The organism is Cohnella sp. CFH 77786, assembly GCF_019400745.1.
Taxonomy (GTDB): domain Bacteria; phylum Bacillota; class Bacilli; order Paenibacillales; family Paenibacillaceae; genus Cohnella.
The window spans coordinates 498,248-514,111 of sequence record NZ_WJIB01000001.1; the positions used below are offsets into that span (position 1 = coordinate 498,248).

General features: G+C 65.0%; 7 protein-coding genes. 1 reads left to right on the plus strand and 6 read right to left on the minus strand.

Annotation, left to right across the window (positions count from 1 at the left end; all coding sequences use genetic code 11):
- Positions 1 to 17: 17 nt before the first annotated feature.
- The 5 genes from GE107_RS02365 to GE107_RS02385 form a co-directional block, all read right to left on the minus strand.
- Positions 18 to 3,440, minus strand: coding sequence for an AAA family ATPase (locus GE107_RS02365; RefSeq protein WP_219637852.1), 3,423 nt, complete (start codon positions 3,438 to 3,440; stop codon positions 18 to 20).
- Positions 3,437 to 4,654: an exonuclease SbcCD subunit D gene (locus GE107_RS02370; protein WP_219637853.1), complete on the minus strand. Its 1,218-nt coding sequence runs from the start codon at positions 4,652 to 4,654 to the stop codon at positions 3,437 to 3,439. Before GE107_RS02370 ends, GE107_RS02365 begins: the two co-directional genes overlap by 4 nt.
- A 28-nt stretch (positions 4,655 to 4,682) precedes the next feature.
- Positions 4,683 to 8,693 carry a UvrD-helicase domain-containing protein gene (locus GE107_RS02375; protein ID WP_219637854.1) on the minus strand — a complete coding sequence of 1,337 codons (4,011 nt, stop codon included), beginning with the start codon at positions 8,691 to 8,693 and terminating at the stop codon, positions 4,683 to 4,685.
- Positions 8,690 to 12,223, minus strand: a complete 3,534-nt coding sequence (gene addB / locus GE107_RS02380; RefSeq protein ID WP_219637855.1) for a helicase-exonuclease AddAB subunit AddB — start codon at positions 12,221 to 12,223, stop codon at positions 8,690 to 8,692. Before addB ends, GE107_RS02375 begins: the two co-directional genes overlap by 4 nt.
- Positions 12,224 to 12,993: 770 nt before the next feature.
- A complete protein-coding gene (locus GE107_RS02385; protein WP_219637856.1) occupies positions 12,994 to 13,212 on the minus strand; it encodes a hypothetical protein in 219 nt (72 codons plus the stop codon).
- Between the two features lie 225 nt (positions 13,213 to 13,437).
- Here GE107_RS02385 and GE107_RS02390 point away from each other — a divergent pair, with 225 nt between their 5' ends.
- On the plus strand, positions 13,438 to 14,415 hold the full coding sequence (locus tag GE107_RS02390; protein ID WP_219637857.1) for a Na/Pi cotransporter family protein: 978 nt from the start codon (positions 13,438 to 13,440) through the stop codon (positions 14,413 to 14,415).
- Between the two features lie 56 nt (positions 14,416 to 14,471).
- Here GE107_RS02390 and GE107_RS02395 read toward each other — a convergent pair whose 3' ends face one another.
- The gene (locus tag GE107_RS02395) at positions 14,472 to 15,860 is read right to left on the minus strand and encodes a class I SAM-dependent rRNA methyltransferase (protein ID WP_219637858.1); all 1,389 of its coding nucleotides are present in this window, start codon (positions 15,858 to 15,860) and stop codon (positions 14,472 to 14,474) included.
- Between the last annotated feature and the right edge of the window lie 4 nt (positions 15,861 to 15,864).

Below are 15,864 nucleotides of genomic sequence, written 5' to 3' on the forward strand. Positions count from 1 at the left end.
CCTCCCGGTAACCATCGTCACATCGTATCGAAAGTGATTCTGCTGCCCCGTCCGCCCGGTTCCGCCGGAATGACGTGCAACCTGCGCGGCAGCCGCGCCTGAAGCTCCGGCACGTGGCTGATGACGCCCACCGCCAGGGCGCTGTGCTGCAATTTCTCCAAGGACGTGACGACCGTGTCCAGCAATTCCGGATCCAGGGTGCCGAACCCTTCGTCCAGAAAGAAAAACTGCAGCGGATACTTCCCTCTCAGCTGGATTTGCGCGGACAACGCCAGCGCCAGCGCGAGCGAAGTGAGAAACGTCTCGCCTCCCGACAACGTCGAGACGGGCCGGCGGAGACCGCCGTTCGCGTCGTCGCGGATGACGAAACCTCCCCCCGCGTCGACCTCCAGCGCGTACCGCCTTCTTGTAAGATAACCCAGCCGCTCTGACGCGGCGATGCTCACTTGTTCCAATTGTTCCTCCGCGATGTACTCGACAAACGCGTTGCCTCGAAACACCGACTGCAGCTGCGCGATCCGGGACGCTTCCTCCGCCAGGGAAACGCGCCGGCTCTCGAGCGCCTCCCACCTCTCCCGCCGGGAAGCCAGATCGTCCGCGTCCCTCTCGGCCTTGGCGCATAACGCCAGCGCTTCTTCCGTTTCCCGGCGCAAGGACTCCGTCAAATGGGCGCTTTGCTCCCATTCGTCCTCCGATACCGGCTCGCCTGCCATCCGTTCCCTCAGCAGCTTGCTTTGTGCGGTCAGCTGCGCGCAGGACTCGCGGTAAGATTTCACTTCTTCCGCAAGCGGAACCGCCGAATGCAGCTCCGGCAGCAAGCTGCGGAGCTCCTCCTCCCCGGCCAGAACCGAAGCCTTCAGCCCTTCGGCCAGCCGCCGGGCCGCACGCTCTCTGGCCGACTCGGCCGCTTTGTCCCTCTCGGCTGCGGCGTCCAGCCGCCGCTGCGCCTCCTGACGCTCCCGGTCGGTCTGTTCGGCACTGGATTGGGTACGCGCCGCCTCGGCGCGCAAGCGCTCCAGCTCCTCCTTCGTATTGGCCGCAAGGACGGAGGCCGGCTCTCCTCCGGTCATCTCGCGCAATCGGCTTTCGGCCGCAGCCAGCGAGACGGCGGCGCTCTCCGCGCGAGCCCTCGCTTCGGCCGCCTTCAAGGACACCTCGTGTCCGCCGCGTTCGGTCTCCCTCCGCTTCCGCTCCTGCTCCTCCAGGAAGCCGACGCTTATGTCCAGCCGTTCCCGAAGCTCCCGCGCTTCCTTGTCCGCGGCGGCCGCTTCCTCGGCCGCGAGGTGAACGTCTTCGGGAAACCATTCCGGGAACTCCCGCTTCCAGGCAGCCAACAGCTCTTCCGCCTGAGATGCGAGTTTGCGTCCGCGGGCTTCCGCCTGATCGGCCAGGTTCGCGGCGGCAGCCGCGGCTTCCCCGGCTTGGGACGCTTCCCGGGCGAAATCGCCCCATCGGCTTTCCCAGCTGTCGCATCGTGCGGAAAGCTCCCGGAGCCGTTCCGCTAGGATGGCCCAGCGCCGTTCCCAAGCTTCCGGATCCGTCGCGGGCGGGCTCGGCTCCGCGTCCGTCGCCGCCGGCGCCGCTTCCGCCCGGGCGGGCCCGTTCGCTTCGGCACTCTCCAAGCTGGAGCGGCTCAGCCATTCAGCCAGCCGGTTCCGGTACCATTCGGCGCGTTCGGACCCGCTTCGGGCTTCCTGCTCGAGTTGCCCCACACGCTGGACCGCAACGGCGATCGCCGCCGATTCGTCCGCGAAGGATGCCGAATCCCCGGATTCTTCCCGGGTATTCGCCGGATGCGGATGGGAGGCGGAACCGCAAACGGGACAAGGCTCCCCGTCCGCCAGCTGCTCCGCGAGCAGGTGCGCCAGACGCCGCCTTTCGGTTTCCCGTTCGCGAAGCTTCAACCCTTCCGCGACAGCGGCGGCTTCCTCTGCGCTTCGCGCCGCATCGCTCCGAAACCGCCGAAGCTCCGTAAGCACGCCGGACCACCAGGCTTGCAGCATCCGCCCTTCCGAGGAGGCCTCCGCCACCGCCGCCTCCGCATTCGCTTTGCGGACTTCCGCTGCGGCCGCGCGTTCGGCGGCAACCCGCCGCTCTTGCTCCGCCTCCTCGCCTTGAACCCGCAATGCGGCCCACTGCTCCCTGCGGGAGAGCGCCGTCTGCAGCCGGCCGTGGCGTTCCGCAATGGGCAGAAGAGCCGCGAGCTGCTCTTTCAACGCGGCTTGCTTCGCCTTGCCGCGCGTCAGGATGTCCTCCTGCTCGGCCAAGGCGGAAGCGAGCCGGGCGGCCTGCGCTTCCAAGCCGGCCAGCTCTTCCGCCAGCGCGGCACGCTGACGGGCCCATTCGTCACGTTCCCGTTCCGTCTGCATCGCTTGCTCCAGCCGTTCCAGCCGGACGAGCAGCTCCGGCTCCCTCCGTCCGGCTTCCTCCCGGGCGAGCGCCCAATCCCGGGCTGCTTGTTCGGCCGCGGCGGCTTGGACCGCCAATGCCGCAATCGCTGCGTCCTTCGCGGCGCGGGCGAGCCTCGCTTCCGCTTCCGCTTCGTCCGCGTCGCGCATCGCGGGCGCGAGCTCCGCCGCTTTGGAGAGGCGCTCCAAACGCCTCTCCTTCCCGGCCATCTCTTCCGACCGTTCGGCCAAACGCGCCAGCTGGTCTTCGATCCGCTTGAGCTCGGCGTCCCGTTCCCTTCTTCGGACCAACTCGGCGTGCCTCTCCTCCGCTTCCGCCAAGCGCTGCCGGAACGTTGCCGCGGCTTCCCGCGCCTCCGCGAGCCGGGCGGCTGCCGCCTGCAGCGTCTCCGGCGAAGCGTCGCCCAACCCTTGCTGCTCCGCTTCCGTTTCCTTCAGCGACAGCTTCGTCCGGTCCGCCCGCTGGCTCAGCCGTGCGGCGAGCGCATCCCCGTACCGTTCCAGGCGGAACAGCCGCTGCAGCATCGACCGACGGTCCTTGCCGGCGAGCGTCAGGAATTCGGCGAACTTGCCCTGGGGGAGCACGACGGCGCGCGTGAAGTCGGGCATCGACAAGCCGATCAGCCGTTCGACGGCGTCATCGACCTCATTCTGCTTGTCGGCGAGGACCCTGTCCCCTTCCGGCAACACCTGCACGAGGCGGCAGATGGCACCGTGAACGGCCGTGTCTCCCGCCCGCTTGTACTGCCGCTCGACGCGGTACCGCTCCGTTTCCCCCGCGCCCGACAGCTCGAACGCGAAAGACACCGACAGCTTGTTTTCCGCGCCGTTCATGATCCCCTGCGTTCCTTTGAACGCCCTTTCCACCTTCCCGTAGAGAGCCAGCGTCATCGCGTCGAGAATGGACGACTTGCCGCTGCCGGTCGGTCCGAAGATGCCGAACACGCCGCCCTGGCACAGCCGTTCGAAATCGACCGTTTGCGTTTCCCGGTAGCTCTGAAGACCCGCGATGTCGAGCCGGATCGGCTTCATGTCCCGGACGCCTCCTTCCCGTACCCGGCTTCGCCTGCGGTATCGGCTTCCGCCTCTTCCCCGAGCAGCTCCAGGAACAGCCGCACGAGGGCGTCGTCCGCTTCGGCTCCGTTGTTCTGCCGGCGGTAAAACCGGCGGAACAGCTCGTCCGGCGGCACCGATCCCCGCGCGCGGTCTTCCCGGCTGTCCGACTCGCCGGTCCTGCCTGAATAGATCGGCCGAATTTGCACCAGTCCCTCCCGGGAAGCGCGGAGCGCCGCGATCTGCTCCATGGTGAGCGCCTCGGTGAGCGACAATTCCAGCTCGATCCAAGCGTTCGCGTCCCGCCCCTCGTCCAGCCAGCGATGCACCTCGGCGAGCCCGCCCCCGCATTTCCACTGGACCAGGGGACGCCCGCAGCTCAAGAACAGCTCCTTCGGCTGCACGACCGCCCCCGGCGCGGCTTCGAACACGACGACCGACTTCGCCTGGCCGGCCTCGGAGAAGCTGTACGCGAGCGGCGACCCGCTGTAGCGCACCGTCTCGTCCCCGTCCACCCGCTGCGGGCGGTGCAAATGCCCGAGCGCCGTATATTGCTGGCCGACCCTCAGCGCGGACGGATGCACGGTATAAGCGCCTCCGACCTGAATCGGGCGCTCCGATTCGGATTCGTTTCCGCCCAGCAGGTACAAATGGCTCATCGCCAAATTCACCGTGTCCGGCCGGTAAGATTCGGACATGGCGCGCATGAGCCGGCCGACCCGGTCGGAATAGGCGGACCGGAGCCCTTCCTCGTCCAGGGTCGCATGAAGCAGCTCGTTCAACCGCGCCTCCGACGGATAAGGCAGCGCGGCAATGACCGCCGTCTCGCCCGTTCTCGGGACCGTCACGGAAATCGGTACATCCTGCGGCATGCCGATCATCGACACTCCGTGGCGGGCGGCCAGCGGCGTCGCGGCCGCGACCCGGTCCGGATGGTCGTGGTTGCCCGCGATGACGGCGACCGCGCGCCTGCCGTTATCGGACAGCCGAGCCAGCGCGTCGTAGTATAGGCTTTCGGCCGCCGCGGGCGGATTCACCGAATCGTAGACGTCCCCCGCGATCAGCACGAGGTCGATGCCCTCTTCGCGGACGATGCCGGCCAGCTGATCGAGAAAATCCTCCTGCTCGGCGAGCCGGCTTCGGCCTTCCAGCGTCCGCCCGAGATGCCAATCAGCCGTATGCAACACGCGCATTCCCGATTCCTCCTCCTTTCCATGCCGGCTACCAAAGCCGGACCTCGTGACCCCCGTCGAAGAAATAGACGTACGCTTCCCGGACCGGGCGGCCCAGAATGCCGGCGACGGCTTCTCCGTACTTGCCGACCTGGAAACGATGCTTCTCCGCCGCGTCTTCCGGGTTTCGTCCCTTGAGCGCGTCCGTTTTGTAATCGAGCAGCACGAGCCCGTCCGCTTCCGCGAACAAGCAGTCGACGACCCCCTGGATGATGACCGTCTCCTCCGCGTCAACGCCGCTCAAACCCGCATAGACGTCGCCCGCCTGGATTCCGTAAGTAAAAGGAACTTCCCTCCACAGCCGGTCCGCCCGGCACATCCGCCCGTAAAGCTCGGTCCCGCAAAATGCGGCAATCTCCCCGGGATCGATCGAATCCCGTTGTTCCGGCGTCAGCAGAAAGCGTTCCGTCATCCGGTGCAGCAGCTCCGCAATGTCGGAGCTCCCGATACCCGCCCGGAGCGGAAGGTGCTGCATGACCAAATGGAAAACCGTGCCCCGTTCCGCCGGGGTCATTTTCGTTTCGGACAGGAACCTAGGACGCCTCAGCCGGTAAGTAAGGACCGGAGAAGATGAGCCGGCGGCGTCAAGAGCCGGCTCCCCGCTCTCCGCTTCCGCCCTGTCGTCCGCGCCGCCCGGCGTTTCCTCGTCCAGCCAAGCCAAGGCGGCTGCCGCCTCTTCCTCCGACAGCCGTTTCTTCCATGCGGTGATCGAGGTTTTGGCCGCCACCTTCGCGGCATTCTCGTGCGGATAGCGCCAGGACAGGACGGAGCGGATCCGCCGGCCCGCGGGCGTTTCGGCCGTATCCGCCCTTTCCCCCCGCAGGACGGCCTCCCATACCCCTTCGTCGACGGGCTCGTCTTGCCGGGCCGCCGCCGCTTGCCGGGTGTAGACGGAGGCCGGCACGATCCGGCAGGACCACGGCAGCACGTCCGAAACGGACGGATTCGGGGCACGATCCGCCGGGGAACCGCCGCCTTCCTCACCCGGTCGCACGTTCCAGGCCGAACCGGCCAGCACGGCGGCGGGCCCCAGCCAATCCAAATAGCGCGCCGCCGCCGCGACCGAATGGTCGGGCAGCGCTTCGTCCGCCATGGACGCCGTTTCGCGCCACTTGTCCCATTGTTTCGCGGCATCCTTTACCGTCCCGATCAGGAACAGCTTTTCCTTGGGACGGGTAAGCGCCACGTACAGCACCCGCATCTCCTCCGCCAGCATTTCGGCGGCGAGCCGGCGGCGAATCGCGAGCTGCGGCAGCGTGGGGTAGGTGACCCGCGTATCCGTTTCGACCATTCTCGGCCCGAAGCCCAACGTTTTGTGCTTCAGGAACATGCCGTTCAGATCTCTCCGGTTGAACCCGCGACCCATGCCGGCCGCGAACACGACGGGAAACTCCAGCCCTTTGCTCTTATGGATCGAGACGATCCGGACGACGTTCTCCCCTTCGCCGAGGGCGCGGGCCGCTCCCAGATCGGAGCCGGTCTCCCGCATCCGCCCCAGAAAGCGCAGAAAACGGAACAGCCCCCGGAATCGTGACGATTGCTCGTAGCTGCGAGACCGGTCGACGAGCGCCCGAAGATTGGCCTGCCTTTGCGTGCCGCCGGGCATTCCGCCCACGAAATCGTAATACCCCGTCTCGCGGTACAACGTCCACAGCAGCTCCTGCAGCGGCTCCCTCCTCGCGAGATCCCGCCACTCCGACAGATTGGCGACAAACGCGGAGACGGAAGCCCGAAGCGCTTCGGGCAGCGATTCGTTCTTCGCCGCCGCGACCACCGCGTCCCAGAATTCCCCGTTCCGGTCGCACAGCCGGATCCGCGCCAGCTCGTCGGCGGTCAGGCCGACGATCGGCGAACGAAGCACCCCGGCGAGCGGGATGTCCTGGCGGGGGTTGTCGATGATCGAGAGAAGCGACAGCATGACGTCGACCTCGGTCGCCGAGAAGTAGCCGGTCGCCAAATCCGCGTAAGCGGGAATGCCGGCCGCCTTCAATTCCTCCAGGTAGATCGGGGCCATGACGCTCGTTGCCCGGAGCAGGATGACGATGTCCCGGTACTGGACCGGGCGGTACAACCCGCTTCTGCCGTCGTACACCGCGAAAGGCGGTTCGCCGGTTCCTGCATTCCCCATGAGGCGGCGGATTTCCGTTGCGACGCAGCGGGCTTCCAACTGCGCGGACTCCAGATCCTCGCCGCCCGGATCGGCGCCTTCCGGACTGTCTTCTCCGGTTTCCCCGTTCGGGCCTTCCGGCGCGTTCCCGGCCGTTTCCGCCCCGGAGGGCGATTCGGAGGCATCGTCCGCGGACCCGGTTCCCGCCGAGTCGAGCACGATCATTTCGACTCCCCATCCGTTCGGCGCGTCCGGATGGGCCGCCTCCGTCCCGCCCCCCGGTTCCGTATCGGGGTATCCTTGTCCGTATACGAGCTCCGCGCTGCGGTCGTACGTCATTTCCCCGACGGGCTCCCGCATGATCAGCCGGAAGACGTGGTTGACCGCGTCCAGCACTTGCCTGCGGCTGCGGAAGTTGCGGGCCAAGTCGATGCGCAGGCCTTCGGGCGATTCGGCGTTCTCCAGTCCCGGGTGCCAAATGTCGTACGTTTTGTATTTCGCCATGAACAATCCCGGCTCCGCGAGCCGGAACCGGTAAATGCTCTGCTTCACGTCGCCGACCATGAACACGTTGCCGGGGTCCGTCCGGGCGATCAGCGAGACGATCGCTTCCTGGACCTCGTTCGTATCCTGGTATTCGTCCAAATAGATCTCGGCGAACCGCTTGCGGTAATCCTCCGCCGCATCGGACGGAACGCTCCGCTGCGGCGTTGAAGCCGGGTCCCGCAATATCCGCAGCGCGTAATGCTCGAGGTCCCCGAAATCGAGCAAACCCTTGGCGCGTTTCGCCGCTTCGTACCGTTCTCCGAACCGGATGGCCAGATCCGCGAGCGCCTCCATGTCTGGCGCCAGCTCCCGCATTTCCTCGGCGTATCGCTCCGGCGAGCGGACGAGCCACTCTTCCGCCAGCTTGGCCGCCGTTTTCTTGACGGCGTCCCGGTACGCTTTGACCCGTTCCTGAAGCGCGGGGTCGTACTCGTCGCCGCGGCACGGTTTCAGGCGGCCGAACGAGAAGGAAGCGAACGCGTCCCGCCACAGCGGCCAATCGTCGGTTTCGAGCGCGGCCAACAGGCCCCGGACGGCGTGCAAATCGCCTTCCAGCGTTTCGCCGTACGGCGCCGGACCGCCCGGTTCCCCGCACAGTCGCAGCCCGCACTCGAGCATATGTACCGCCCCCCGCAGCTGCAGCCGCGCATCGTCCCGCAAGCTTCGCACCCAGAGCGAGAGCAACAGCTCCTCGGCGTCCCGCACCCGGAACCGGGCGGCCATTTCCTTCAGCCAGTACTCCGGCCAAGGATGGCTGCCCGCGAATTCGCGCAGTTCCAGCACGAGCCGATGCAGCGGCTCGTCGCTCCGCTCGCCGCCGAACCGGTCGGCCAGCCGCGCGAGCGTTCCCGTCTCGCCTTCCCTCGCGTACGTTTCCTCGAACAGCTCGTCCAGCGTGTCCATCCGGAGCAGCTCCGCCTCCGTCTCATTGGCGATACGGAATCCCGGATCGAGCCCGATGAGCGGGGCGTAACGCTCCACCGCCTCGAGGCAGAACGAGTGCAGCGTCGTCACCGTCGCCCGCGGCAGCAGGGCGAGCTGGCGCTCCAAATGCAGCGAATCGGGATTCCGCTCCAGCGCTTCCTCAAGCGCGTGGCGGATCCGCTCTTTCATTTCGGCCGCGGCCGCTTTGGTGAACGTCGCGACCAGCAAGGCGTCCACGTTCAGCGGGCGGTCGGGATCGGCGATGCGCCTGATGATCCGTTCGACGAGCACGGCCGTCTTGCCGGATCCCGCCGCCGCCGCGACCAGCAGATGGGAGCCGTCTGCCGCGATCGCGGCCCATTGCTCCTCCGTCCAACGGCTGCCTTCGGGCCTCTGCGGCCAGCGCCCCGGTTGCCGGTTCATTCCGGCTCCCCCCTCTCCGCTTCCTGCCCGAGCTTCCGCCACAATTCCTCGCGGTTGCCGGGCTTGGACCATACTTGGTATTCGTTGCCGTCCAGCTCCGGATCGAATTGGCATACCGGCCTGTATTCGCAATGGGCGCATGGGCTCCGCTTGTCCATCCGGTACGGGGCGATGGCGACGTCTCCGGAGGCGATCCGTTTGCCGATTTTGCGGATCTGCCCCCGGACCGATGAACGGAGAACCGCCCATTGGCCGCGGTCGGCGATCTGGGAACGGGACGAGAACGTACCGTCCTTCTTGAACTCCACGGGAACGACCGAGGATTTCCCGTTGCCTTCGAGCGAAACGTCCATCCGCTTCACGGCATCGCCGTCCGCCAAGACGAGTCCCTGCATGCGGAATTGGCGAAACATCGCGGCTTGCGCCTCTGCCGCCGACATGCCGTTCGAGGTCGGCAGAAGCGGATTGCGCACGTGAAAATAGAGCACGCCCGCCGGCTCCGCCGGGCGGCCGAGCCAATGGGGCGCATGTGTCACGACGACGTCGAGATACGTGAGCATTTGGAGCGTCAAGCCGTGCGCCACTTCTTCCAGCTTCAGCTTGACCGCTCCCGATTTGTAATCCATGATCCGCAGCAGCAGCCCTTCCGGCGTTTCCGCCGCGTCGACCCGGTCGATCCGGCCGGCGATGTCCATCGTCCGCCCGCCTCCCAAGTCCAGGGACAGCGGAGGCAGCGGAGCGTCCGGACCGAAGCCCAGCTCCAGTCCGACCGGCCGGAAGGCCGACAGCCTCGCTTGTTCGCCCAGCATGGCCGAAGCTTGGGCGACGATGTCGCGCAGCTTGCGCGCCATGACGCCGTGCCGGTGGGAGGAGAGCAGGATTTGCGACTGCACCTTCGGCAGCAGCCGTTCGACCGCGGCCGCGGCTTCGCGCTGCCACAACCCCGCGTCCCCCGTCACGTTCTGGGCGAACAGCTTTTCCGTCGTTTGCCGAAGCGCGGCGTGGAACAGCTGCCCGATGTCGGGCGCGTCGACCCGGTAAAGCCGGCGTTCGCGCAGGCGGAGCCCGTGGGAGGCGAAATGCCGGAACGGACAGGCGACGAACCGCTCCATGCGGGACACGCTGGCCAGCAGCCGGTCTCCGTATAGCAACAGGCTCGTGTCCGCCGATAACGGTTTCTCCTCGTTCCTATAGTTCAATGAGGAGACCAGGCGTTTCAGCCGGCTTCTCCAAGCTTCTTGCTCCGACAACCAATTGTAAACCGACCACCAGCCCGAAGAAGGCTTCTCTCCGTTCCGAAGCTGGCGCAGCCTCGCGAGCACGTGCGTCAACGCCCGGCCCGGGTGGACCGCGTGGGCCAGCTGGACCTCTTCCGGATCCCCGGGCTGCGGCTCCGCGGCTTCGGTCTGCACGGGAACCGCGGGAAAACGCCGCTTCAGCCGGCGGATCCACTCGGACGGCAGCAGCCCGGAACCTTCGTCGTCGGCCAGCGGCCAAGAGATCCACAGATGGCCGGACGGCGCCGTAAACGCAAGGTACGCGAGAAACCGTTCGTCGAGCAGACGCCGCCGGGATCCCGGAGCCATCCGCAGGCCGGTCTCCGCCAGCAGCTCCCGTTCATTTTCCGACAACAGGCCGTTTTCCGGGATCCGCATCGGCAGCACGCCGTCGCTTACGCCGAGAAAATATACGAACTTCAGCCGGTCGATGCGCGTCCGTTCCGGGCTTCCGATCAGCACCGCGTCAAGGGACGGCGGCACGGCGCCCAGCTTCAGCTCCTCCAGCCCCGAATCGACCATGCCGGCAAACAGCCGCAAGTCCGGCTTCGTATCGCCCATCAGCTCCACCAGCTGATCGAGCAAATTCATGACTCCGTCCCACAGGGGACGGTGGACGGCAGCCCTTCCCGGCTGCCCGGCGGCGGCGTCTTCGCGGCTGCGGCTTTCCAGCGCGTCGGCGGCGCCCGTCTCCTCGAGGAAGAGGTACAAGCCCTCGCATAATGCCCTCGTCGAATCCGCCTTCGCGAGCCGGTTCTCCAAAGCCTTCAGCGGCTTCAGCAAAGCATCCCGGACCGGAAGAAGGCGGTTCGGCGCGGTTTCTACGCCGCCGGTTCCCTCCTCCTCTTCCAAATCCCCGCGGGACAATGGCCGCCACATCCGGTCGTCATGCCATTTCCAGCCGTCGATGCCCGCCGCGAGCGCGTAATTCTCCAGCCTGTCGATGGCGTCGCGGGTGACGCGTCCGTCCGGCGTTCCGAGCAAGTCCGTCTTCGCGCAGCGGAATACCGCTTCGGATTTCCATCCCCCGGTCACGCATTCAAGCGCCGAACGCACGAACTCTACGAGCGGGTGGTGCGAGACGGAAGATTTGCCGTCCAAATAGCAAGGAATCCCGTAATCGGAAAAAACGGAGGAAAGCAGGTCGGCGTAATCTTCCATCCGCCGGACGAACACCGCGGCGTCCCTCCAGCGGAAGCCCTCCTCGCGGACGCGCCGGAGGATATCCCGGACGGCGGCTTCCGCCTCGGCCCTCCGATTCGAAGCCGCATGCAGGGACAATCCGCATTCCGGACGTTCGGGCCGCAGCCAAACATCATCTCCCTGCCAGACGGCCGATCTCCGTTCCCAATTCCGCTCCAGAAAAGCCAAAACGGGGTTTCCGGAAAAACGCGGCGATACTTCGGGTTCGAGATGAACGGGCGGCTCCACCGGAATGCCGCAGGCTTCGGCAAGCTCGCACAGCCGCGCCGATGTTTCCGCCGCCTTGTGGAACGTGTGCAGCTCATCCGGCGTTTCGCCTGCGAGGAAAGGCTTGTCCACGGTCAGCGCGACCGTGACCCGCTTGGCCCGCCGCATGAGCCCTTCGATGACCGCAAGCTCTCCCGGCGTAAAGCCGTGGAATCCGTCCAGCCAAATTTCCGCCTCCGCGAGCCACTCCGAAGAAGCCGCGCCCCCGGCCAGCCGGCCCAGCATGTCTTCCCCGTCCATCCATCTCCCGGCCAATTCCCGCTCCATGTCGCCATAGATCATCGCCAAGTCGTGCAGCTTGTCCGCCAGCAAAGGCGAATCCGACGCCGAACGGGCGAGAGCTCCGTTTTCCGACGTCTCCGCCAGCTTGTCCGAAGAAATCGCGTACCGCTTCCACTCCGTGAGCAAATCATTCAATCCGGCGATGAGTCCCGTCTCCGACGCTCCGCCCCGGAAGAGCCGGAGCTCGTTCCTGCGGGTTTCCAACACCTTATGTAAGAGCATGGCCTTGCCGTTGTCATGGATGGGCACCATGGCCAGGCCGCCCGTTTCCTGCATGATCCGGAACGCCAGCCGGCGGAAGCTGAGCACCTGGGCCCTCATGAACCCGCCCAATCCGGGCGTTCCGACCATCGCCTGCTCGGCCTGGAAGGTGGCTTGCTCCGGCACGAGAAGAATCAGCGGGGGGCCCTGGGGATCTTCCCGCAGCTTCCCCCGGATTTCATCCAGCACGTATCGCGTCTTTCCGCTGCCGGATCGACCCGTGACGAGCCTAAGCGGCATGTTCCGCTCCCTCCTTGTCGCGTTTGCGCCGATTTCCTGTCTTGTCATTGTACCATACGGCGCGCGACGCGCACAGGCGTTCGCAAGCGGCAAGCCTTAGAAAGCATTGCATGGTCCGCCAAGATTTTCCTGAGCGTTCGAAACGCCGGCGCTGTCGTCTTCGGGGGCAATGAGATAAAATCGTGCAACTCTCGCAGAAAACGGGGGGCAGAAGGGGAATTGTTCGAAAAATTCGATGATCTCGCTCAATCGTGGGGGTGCGACGGGGGAGTTACTCAAAAATTCGCGCAACTCGCCTTGGGAAGGGATACTGTCAAAAAATTGTTCGATAAAATCGTGTAATTCGTGGAGAAACGGGACTGCACGGGGGTCGTTCGGTAAAATCGCGTAACTCTCTCCGTTGAGAAATTTTCAGACCCCGGCTTGCTCAGCCTGTAACGTTCTTTTTATGCTTTCCATGATTTGGCACTTAAGATTCTGTATTAAAAATCATATAGAAAATCCCTGCAAGCTGCAAATTCGATAAATCTATTCGAAAAATCATATAGAATCTGCACCTTTCGTCAGAAACCGAACGATTCTATTCGAAATATCATACAGAATGACCGGGCACGCCCTTCCTCTTAGATTGACTCGATCTTCCGAGCCGATTCGCCGAGCGGAGTAAACTGGATCGCTGTTTGTGAAACGGCACCGCGAATCCGGGCGTTCCTTTCACCGTTCTTTCCGAGGTGCGCCGTAGAAAAAGACGGACCCGAAGGCCCGTCCGGTCAGGAAATGTTCAAATACCATCTGGTGCCGTCGTCCAGCTGGAAAATCGCCGCGTTCGACCACAGCTCGATTTTGTAAACCTTCTTCCACTGCCGCCGGAACTCCAGGTCGTCGGCCATTTGGCGTACCCGGTCGTTAAAGCGTTCCCGGCTGCCGACCTGCATCGACCGGTTGTCGATCGGAACCGCCCGTTTCCCGAACAATAACACTTCGTTCATCCCTTACCAATCCCTCCGATACCTTATATCGCTTGGTATCATACCATCGACTCGTTAGGAATTTTGAGGGCGGAACATGAAGCGGATTCGTTTTTTCCTAACACTTGGTTAACATAATTTACCTCGCGATCCATGCCAGAGGTCATTTTCGCGCGTCCGAAATCATGTCCGGCCGGGGACAGGCATAGGCTTGGATATCGAATGTCGGTGCGGGGAGGAAACGGGATGCTGTACGTCGATCTTCTGCTTTCTTCGGTCGTCGGCTTCGTCTTGCTCATCGGGGGCATGAAGCTGACGGAAGCGGCCTTAAGCCGATGGGCGGGCAACCGGCTGGCCTCCTGGCTCGCGCGCGCCACCTCGACGCCGCTTCGCGGGTTCCTGTTCGGCACGGCAGCTTCGGCAACGCTTCAAAGCAGCACAGCCGTAACCGTGCTGACGATCGGGTTCGTAAACGCGGGCTGGATTACCCTCTCCCGCAGTTTCGGCGTCATCCTGGGTACGAACGTCGGAACGACCGTTACGACCGAAATCATGAGTCTTCACCTCCACCGCTACGGTTGGGCGGTACTGGCGGTATCGTTCGCGGGCTGGCTCTGGACGGCGGCCACGGCGGAAATGAGAACCGCCGGGAAGACGCCGAGCCAAAGCATGGTGCCGCTGCGGTACGGTTCCGTAGCGCTTGCCGGATTCGGCTTTCTGCTCATCGGCTTCAAAATCCTGCTCGGCATGGGGCCGCTCCTCCAGCAAAGCGGGTCCTTCCAATCGCTCATGGAGGCCGCCTCGAACCAGCCCCTGATCGGCATGCTGGGAGCCGCCGCCCTGACCGCGGCCGTGCACTCCAGCTCCGCCGTCATCGGCATGGCCATGGTCGTGGCCGGAACCGGCTCCCTGTCTCCCGAAGCCGGAATCGCGGTCGTGCTCGGAGCCAATGTCGGGACCTGCTTCACCGGGCTGGTCGCTTCCCTCGGCGGGGGGAGGGGCGGCCGGTTCGTCGCGCTCTCCCAGCTCGCCTTGAACGTAGGCGGCGCCCTGCTGTTCCTGCCGCTGATGCCGATGCTTCATGAAGCCGCCGAGCGAATGGCTCCGGCCGATCCCTCCGCGCAAATCGCGCACGCCCAGACGATTTTCAACGTCTCCTGCTCCGTGCTGGCGCTCCCGTTGGCCTATTGGCCATGGAAGAGGCAGCGTCCCGGGTCCGAATAACGAAAAACAGCATGCCGGCAAGTGAATCCCGCATGCTGTTTCGTTGGTTTCGGATCTCACAGCTCCGAGCGGCTGCGCACCTCGAAAATCCCGAACTTCAAATAGTGGCCTTCCTCCACGCCGGCCAGCCGGGGATGATCCCTTCCCGCGCCTTGCCATTCGATGAGACGAAGCGTTTTGCCCGCGTCGCGCGCCGCTTCCTGGATCGTCTCCAGAAACAGGTCCGGGCGGACGTGGTAGGAGCAGCTGGCGGTGACGAGGAACCCTCCCTCGTTGAGCAGCTTCATCGCGTGCAGATTGATGTCCTTATATCCCCGGCAGGCGCCGGCGACCGCCTTCTTCGTCTTCGCGAAAGCCGGCGGATCGAGAATGATGACGTCCCACGTTCGGCCTTCGGACGTGAGAGGCTTCGAGGTGTCGACCTTCTGGCCCCCGCCGTCCTTGCGCCCCCGGGCCGCCCTCTCCTCGCGGCCCGCGACCTGGCGGCGCAAATATTCGAACGCGTCCTCCACGACGAATTCGACCCGGTCCGAAAATCCGTTCCGTTCGACGTTCCGTTGGGCCGTCTCGATCGCGTGGGCCGATACGTCCAGGCAAGTCACCTTCTTGGCGCCGTATTGGCAGCCATGGAGCGTGAAGCTGCCGGTATGCGCGAAGCACTCCAGCACGGTCGCCCCGTCCCAGTAAGGAAAGGTAACGACGTTGCCGTTCGCGTTGACCGGCACCCTTCTCCGGCCTTGCTCCGTTTCCCTCTCCTCCAGGCGGATCCCGCTTCTCTCCCCCCAGCCCGTCATGAGCGGGGCGATGGACGCCCGGTTCCGGCGCTGGTCGTGGAAATAGCCGGTTTTTTGCCCGCCTTCGATATCGACTTCGATGCGCAGCCCGTTCTCCTCGATTTCCACGTACCGCGGGCACTCCCCGTACAAGATGCCGGTGCGCTCCTCCAGCCCTTCCAGCGTCCGGACCCCCACGTCGCTCCGCTCATACACGCCCGCCGGACGGAACACTTCGACCAGCATCGGCAGCCACGCGTCCCGCGTATTCTCCATCCCCAGCGTCAGCACTTGGACGACCAGAATATCCGCGAAACGGTCCACGATCAAGCCGGGCAGAAAATCCGCTTCCCCGTACACGATCCGGCAAGAAGCTCCATGTCCGATGAAACGGTTGCGGAAGGAAGCACACGTCTCGAACCGGCGGCGGAAAAAATCCGCGTCCATCGCTTCAAGCGGCGTGTAGGAAACGACCCTCAGCGTAATTTGGGAAGCCGGATTCGCATAGCCGACCGCGAGGAATTTCCCCCTGGCATCCACGATCTCGGCGAGAGTACCCGGGGAAGGCTCGCCTTCCCACCGCTCGATTTCGTTTGCGTAAACCCACGGATGCCCCTGCTCCAAACGGGGACGGCGGGTGCGGCTCAGCACCGCGCGAGGCTGGTTCGACATCGAA

Excerpts from the sequence above, each read along its gene's own strand:
- GE107_RS02365 (WP_219637852.1), bottom strand. The coding sequence starts at position 3,440 with ATGAAGCCGATCCGGCTCGACATCGCGGGTCTTCAGAGCTACCGGGAA.
- GE107_RS02370 (WP_219637853.1), bottom strand. The coding sequence starts at position 4,654 with ATGCGCGTGTTGCATACGGCTGATTGGCATCTCGGGCGGACGCTGGAA.
- GE107_RS02375 (WP_219637854.1), bottom strand. The coding sequence starts at position 8,693 with ATGAACCGGCAACCGGGGCGCTGGCCGCAGAGGCCCGAAGGCAGCCGT.
- addB (WP_219637855.1), bottom strand. The coding sequence starts at position 12,223 with ATGCCGCTTAGGCTCGTCACGGGTCGATCCGGCAGCGGAAAGACGCGA.
- GE107_RS02385 (WP_219637856.1), bottom strand. The coding sequence starts at position 13,212 with ATGAACGAAGTGTTATTGTTCGGGAAACGGGCGGTTCCGATCGACAAC.
- GE107_RS02390 (WP_219637857.1), top strand. The coding sequence starts at position 13,438 with ATGCTGTACGTCGATCTTCTGCTTTCTTCGGTCGTCGGCTTCGTCTTG.
- GE107_RS02395 (WP_219637858.1), bottom strand. The coding sequence starts at position 15,860 with ATGTCGAACCAGCCTCGCGCGGTGCTGAGCCGCACCCGCCGTCCCCGT.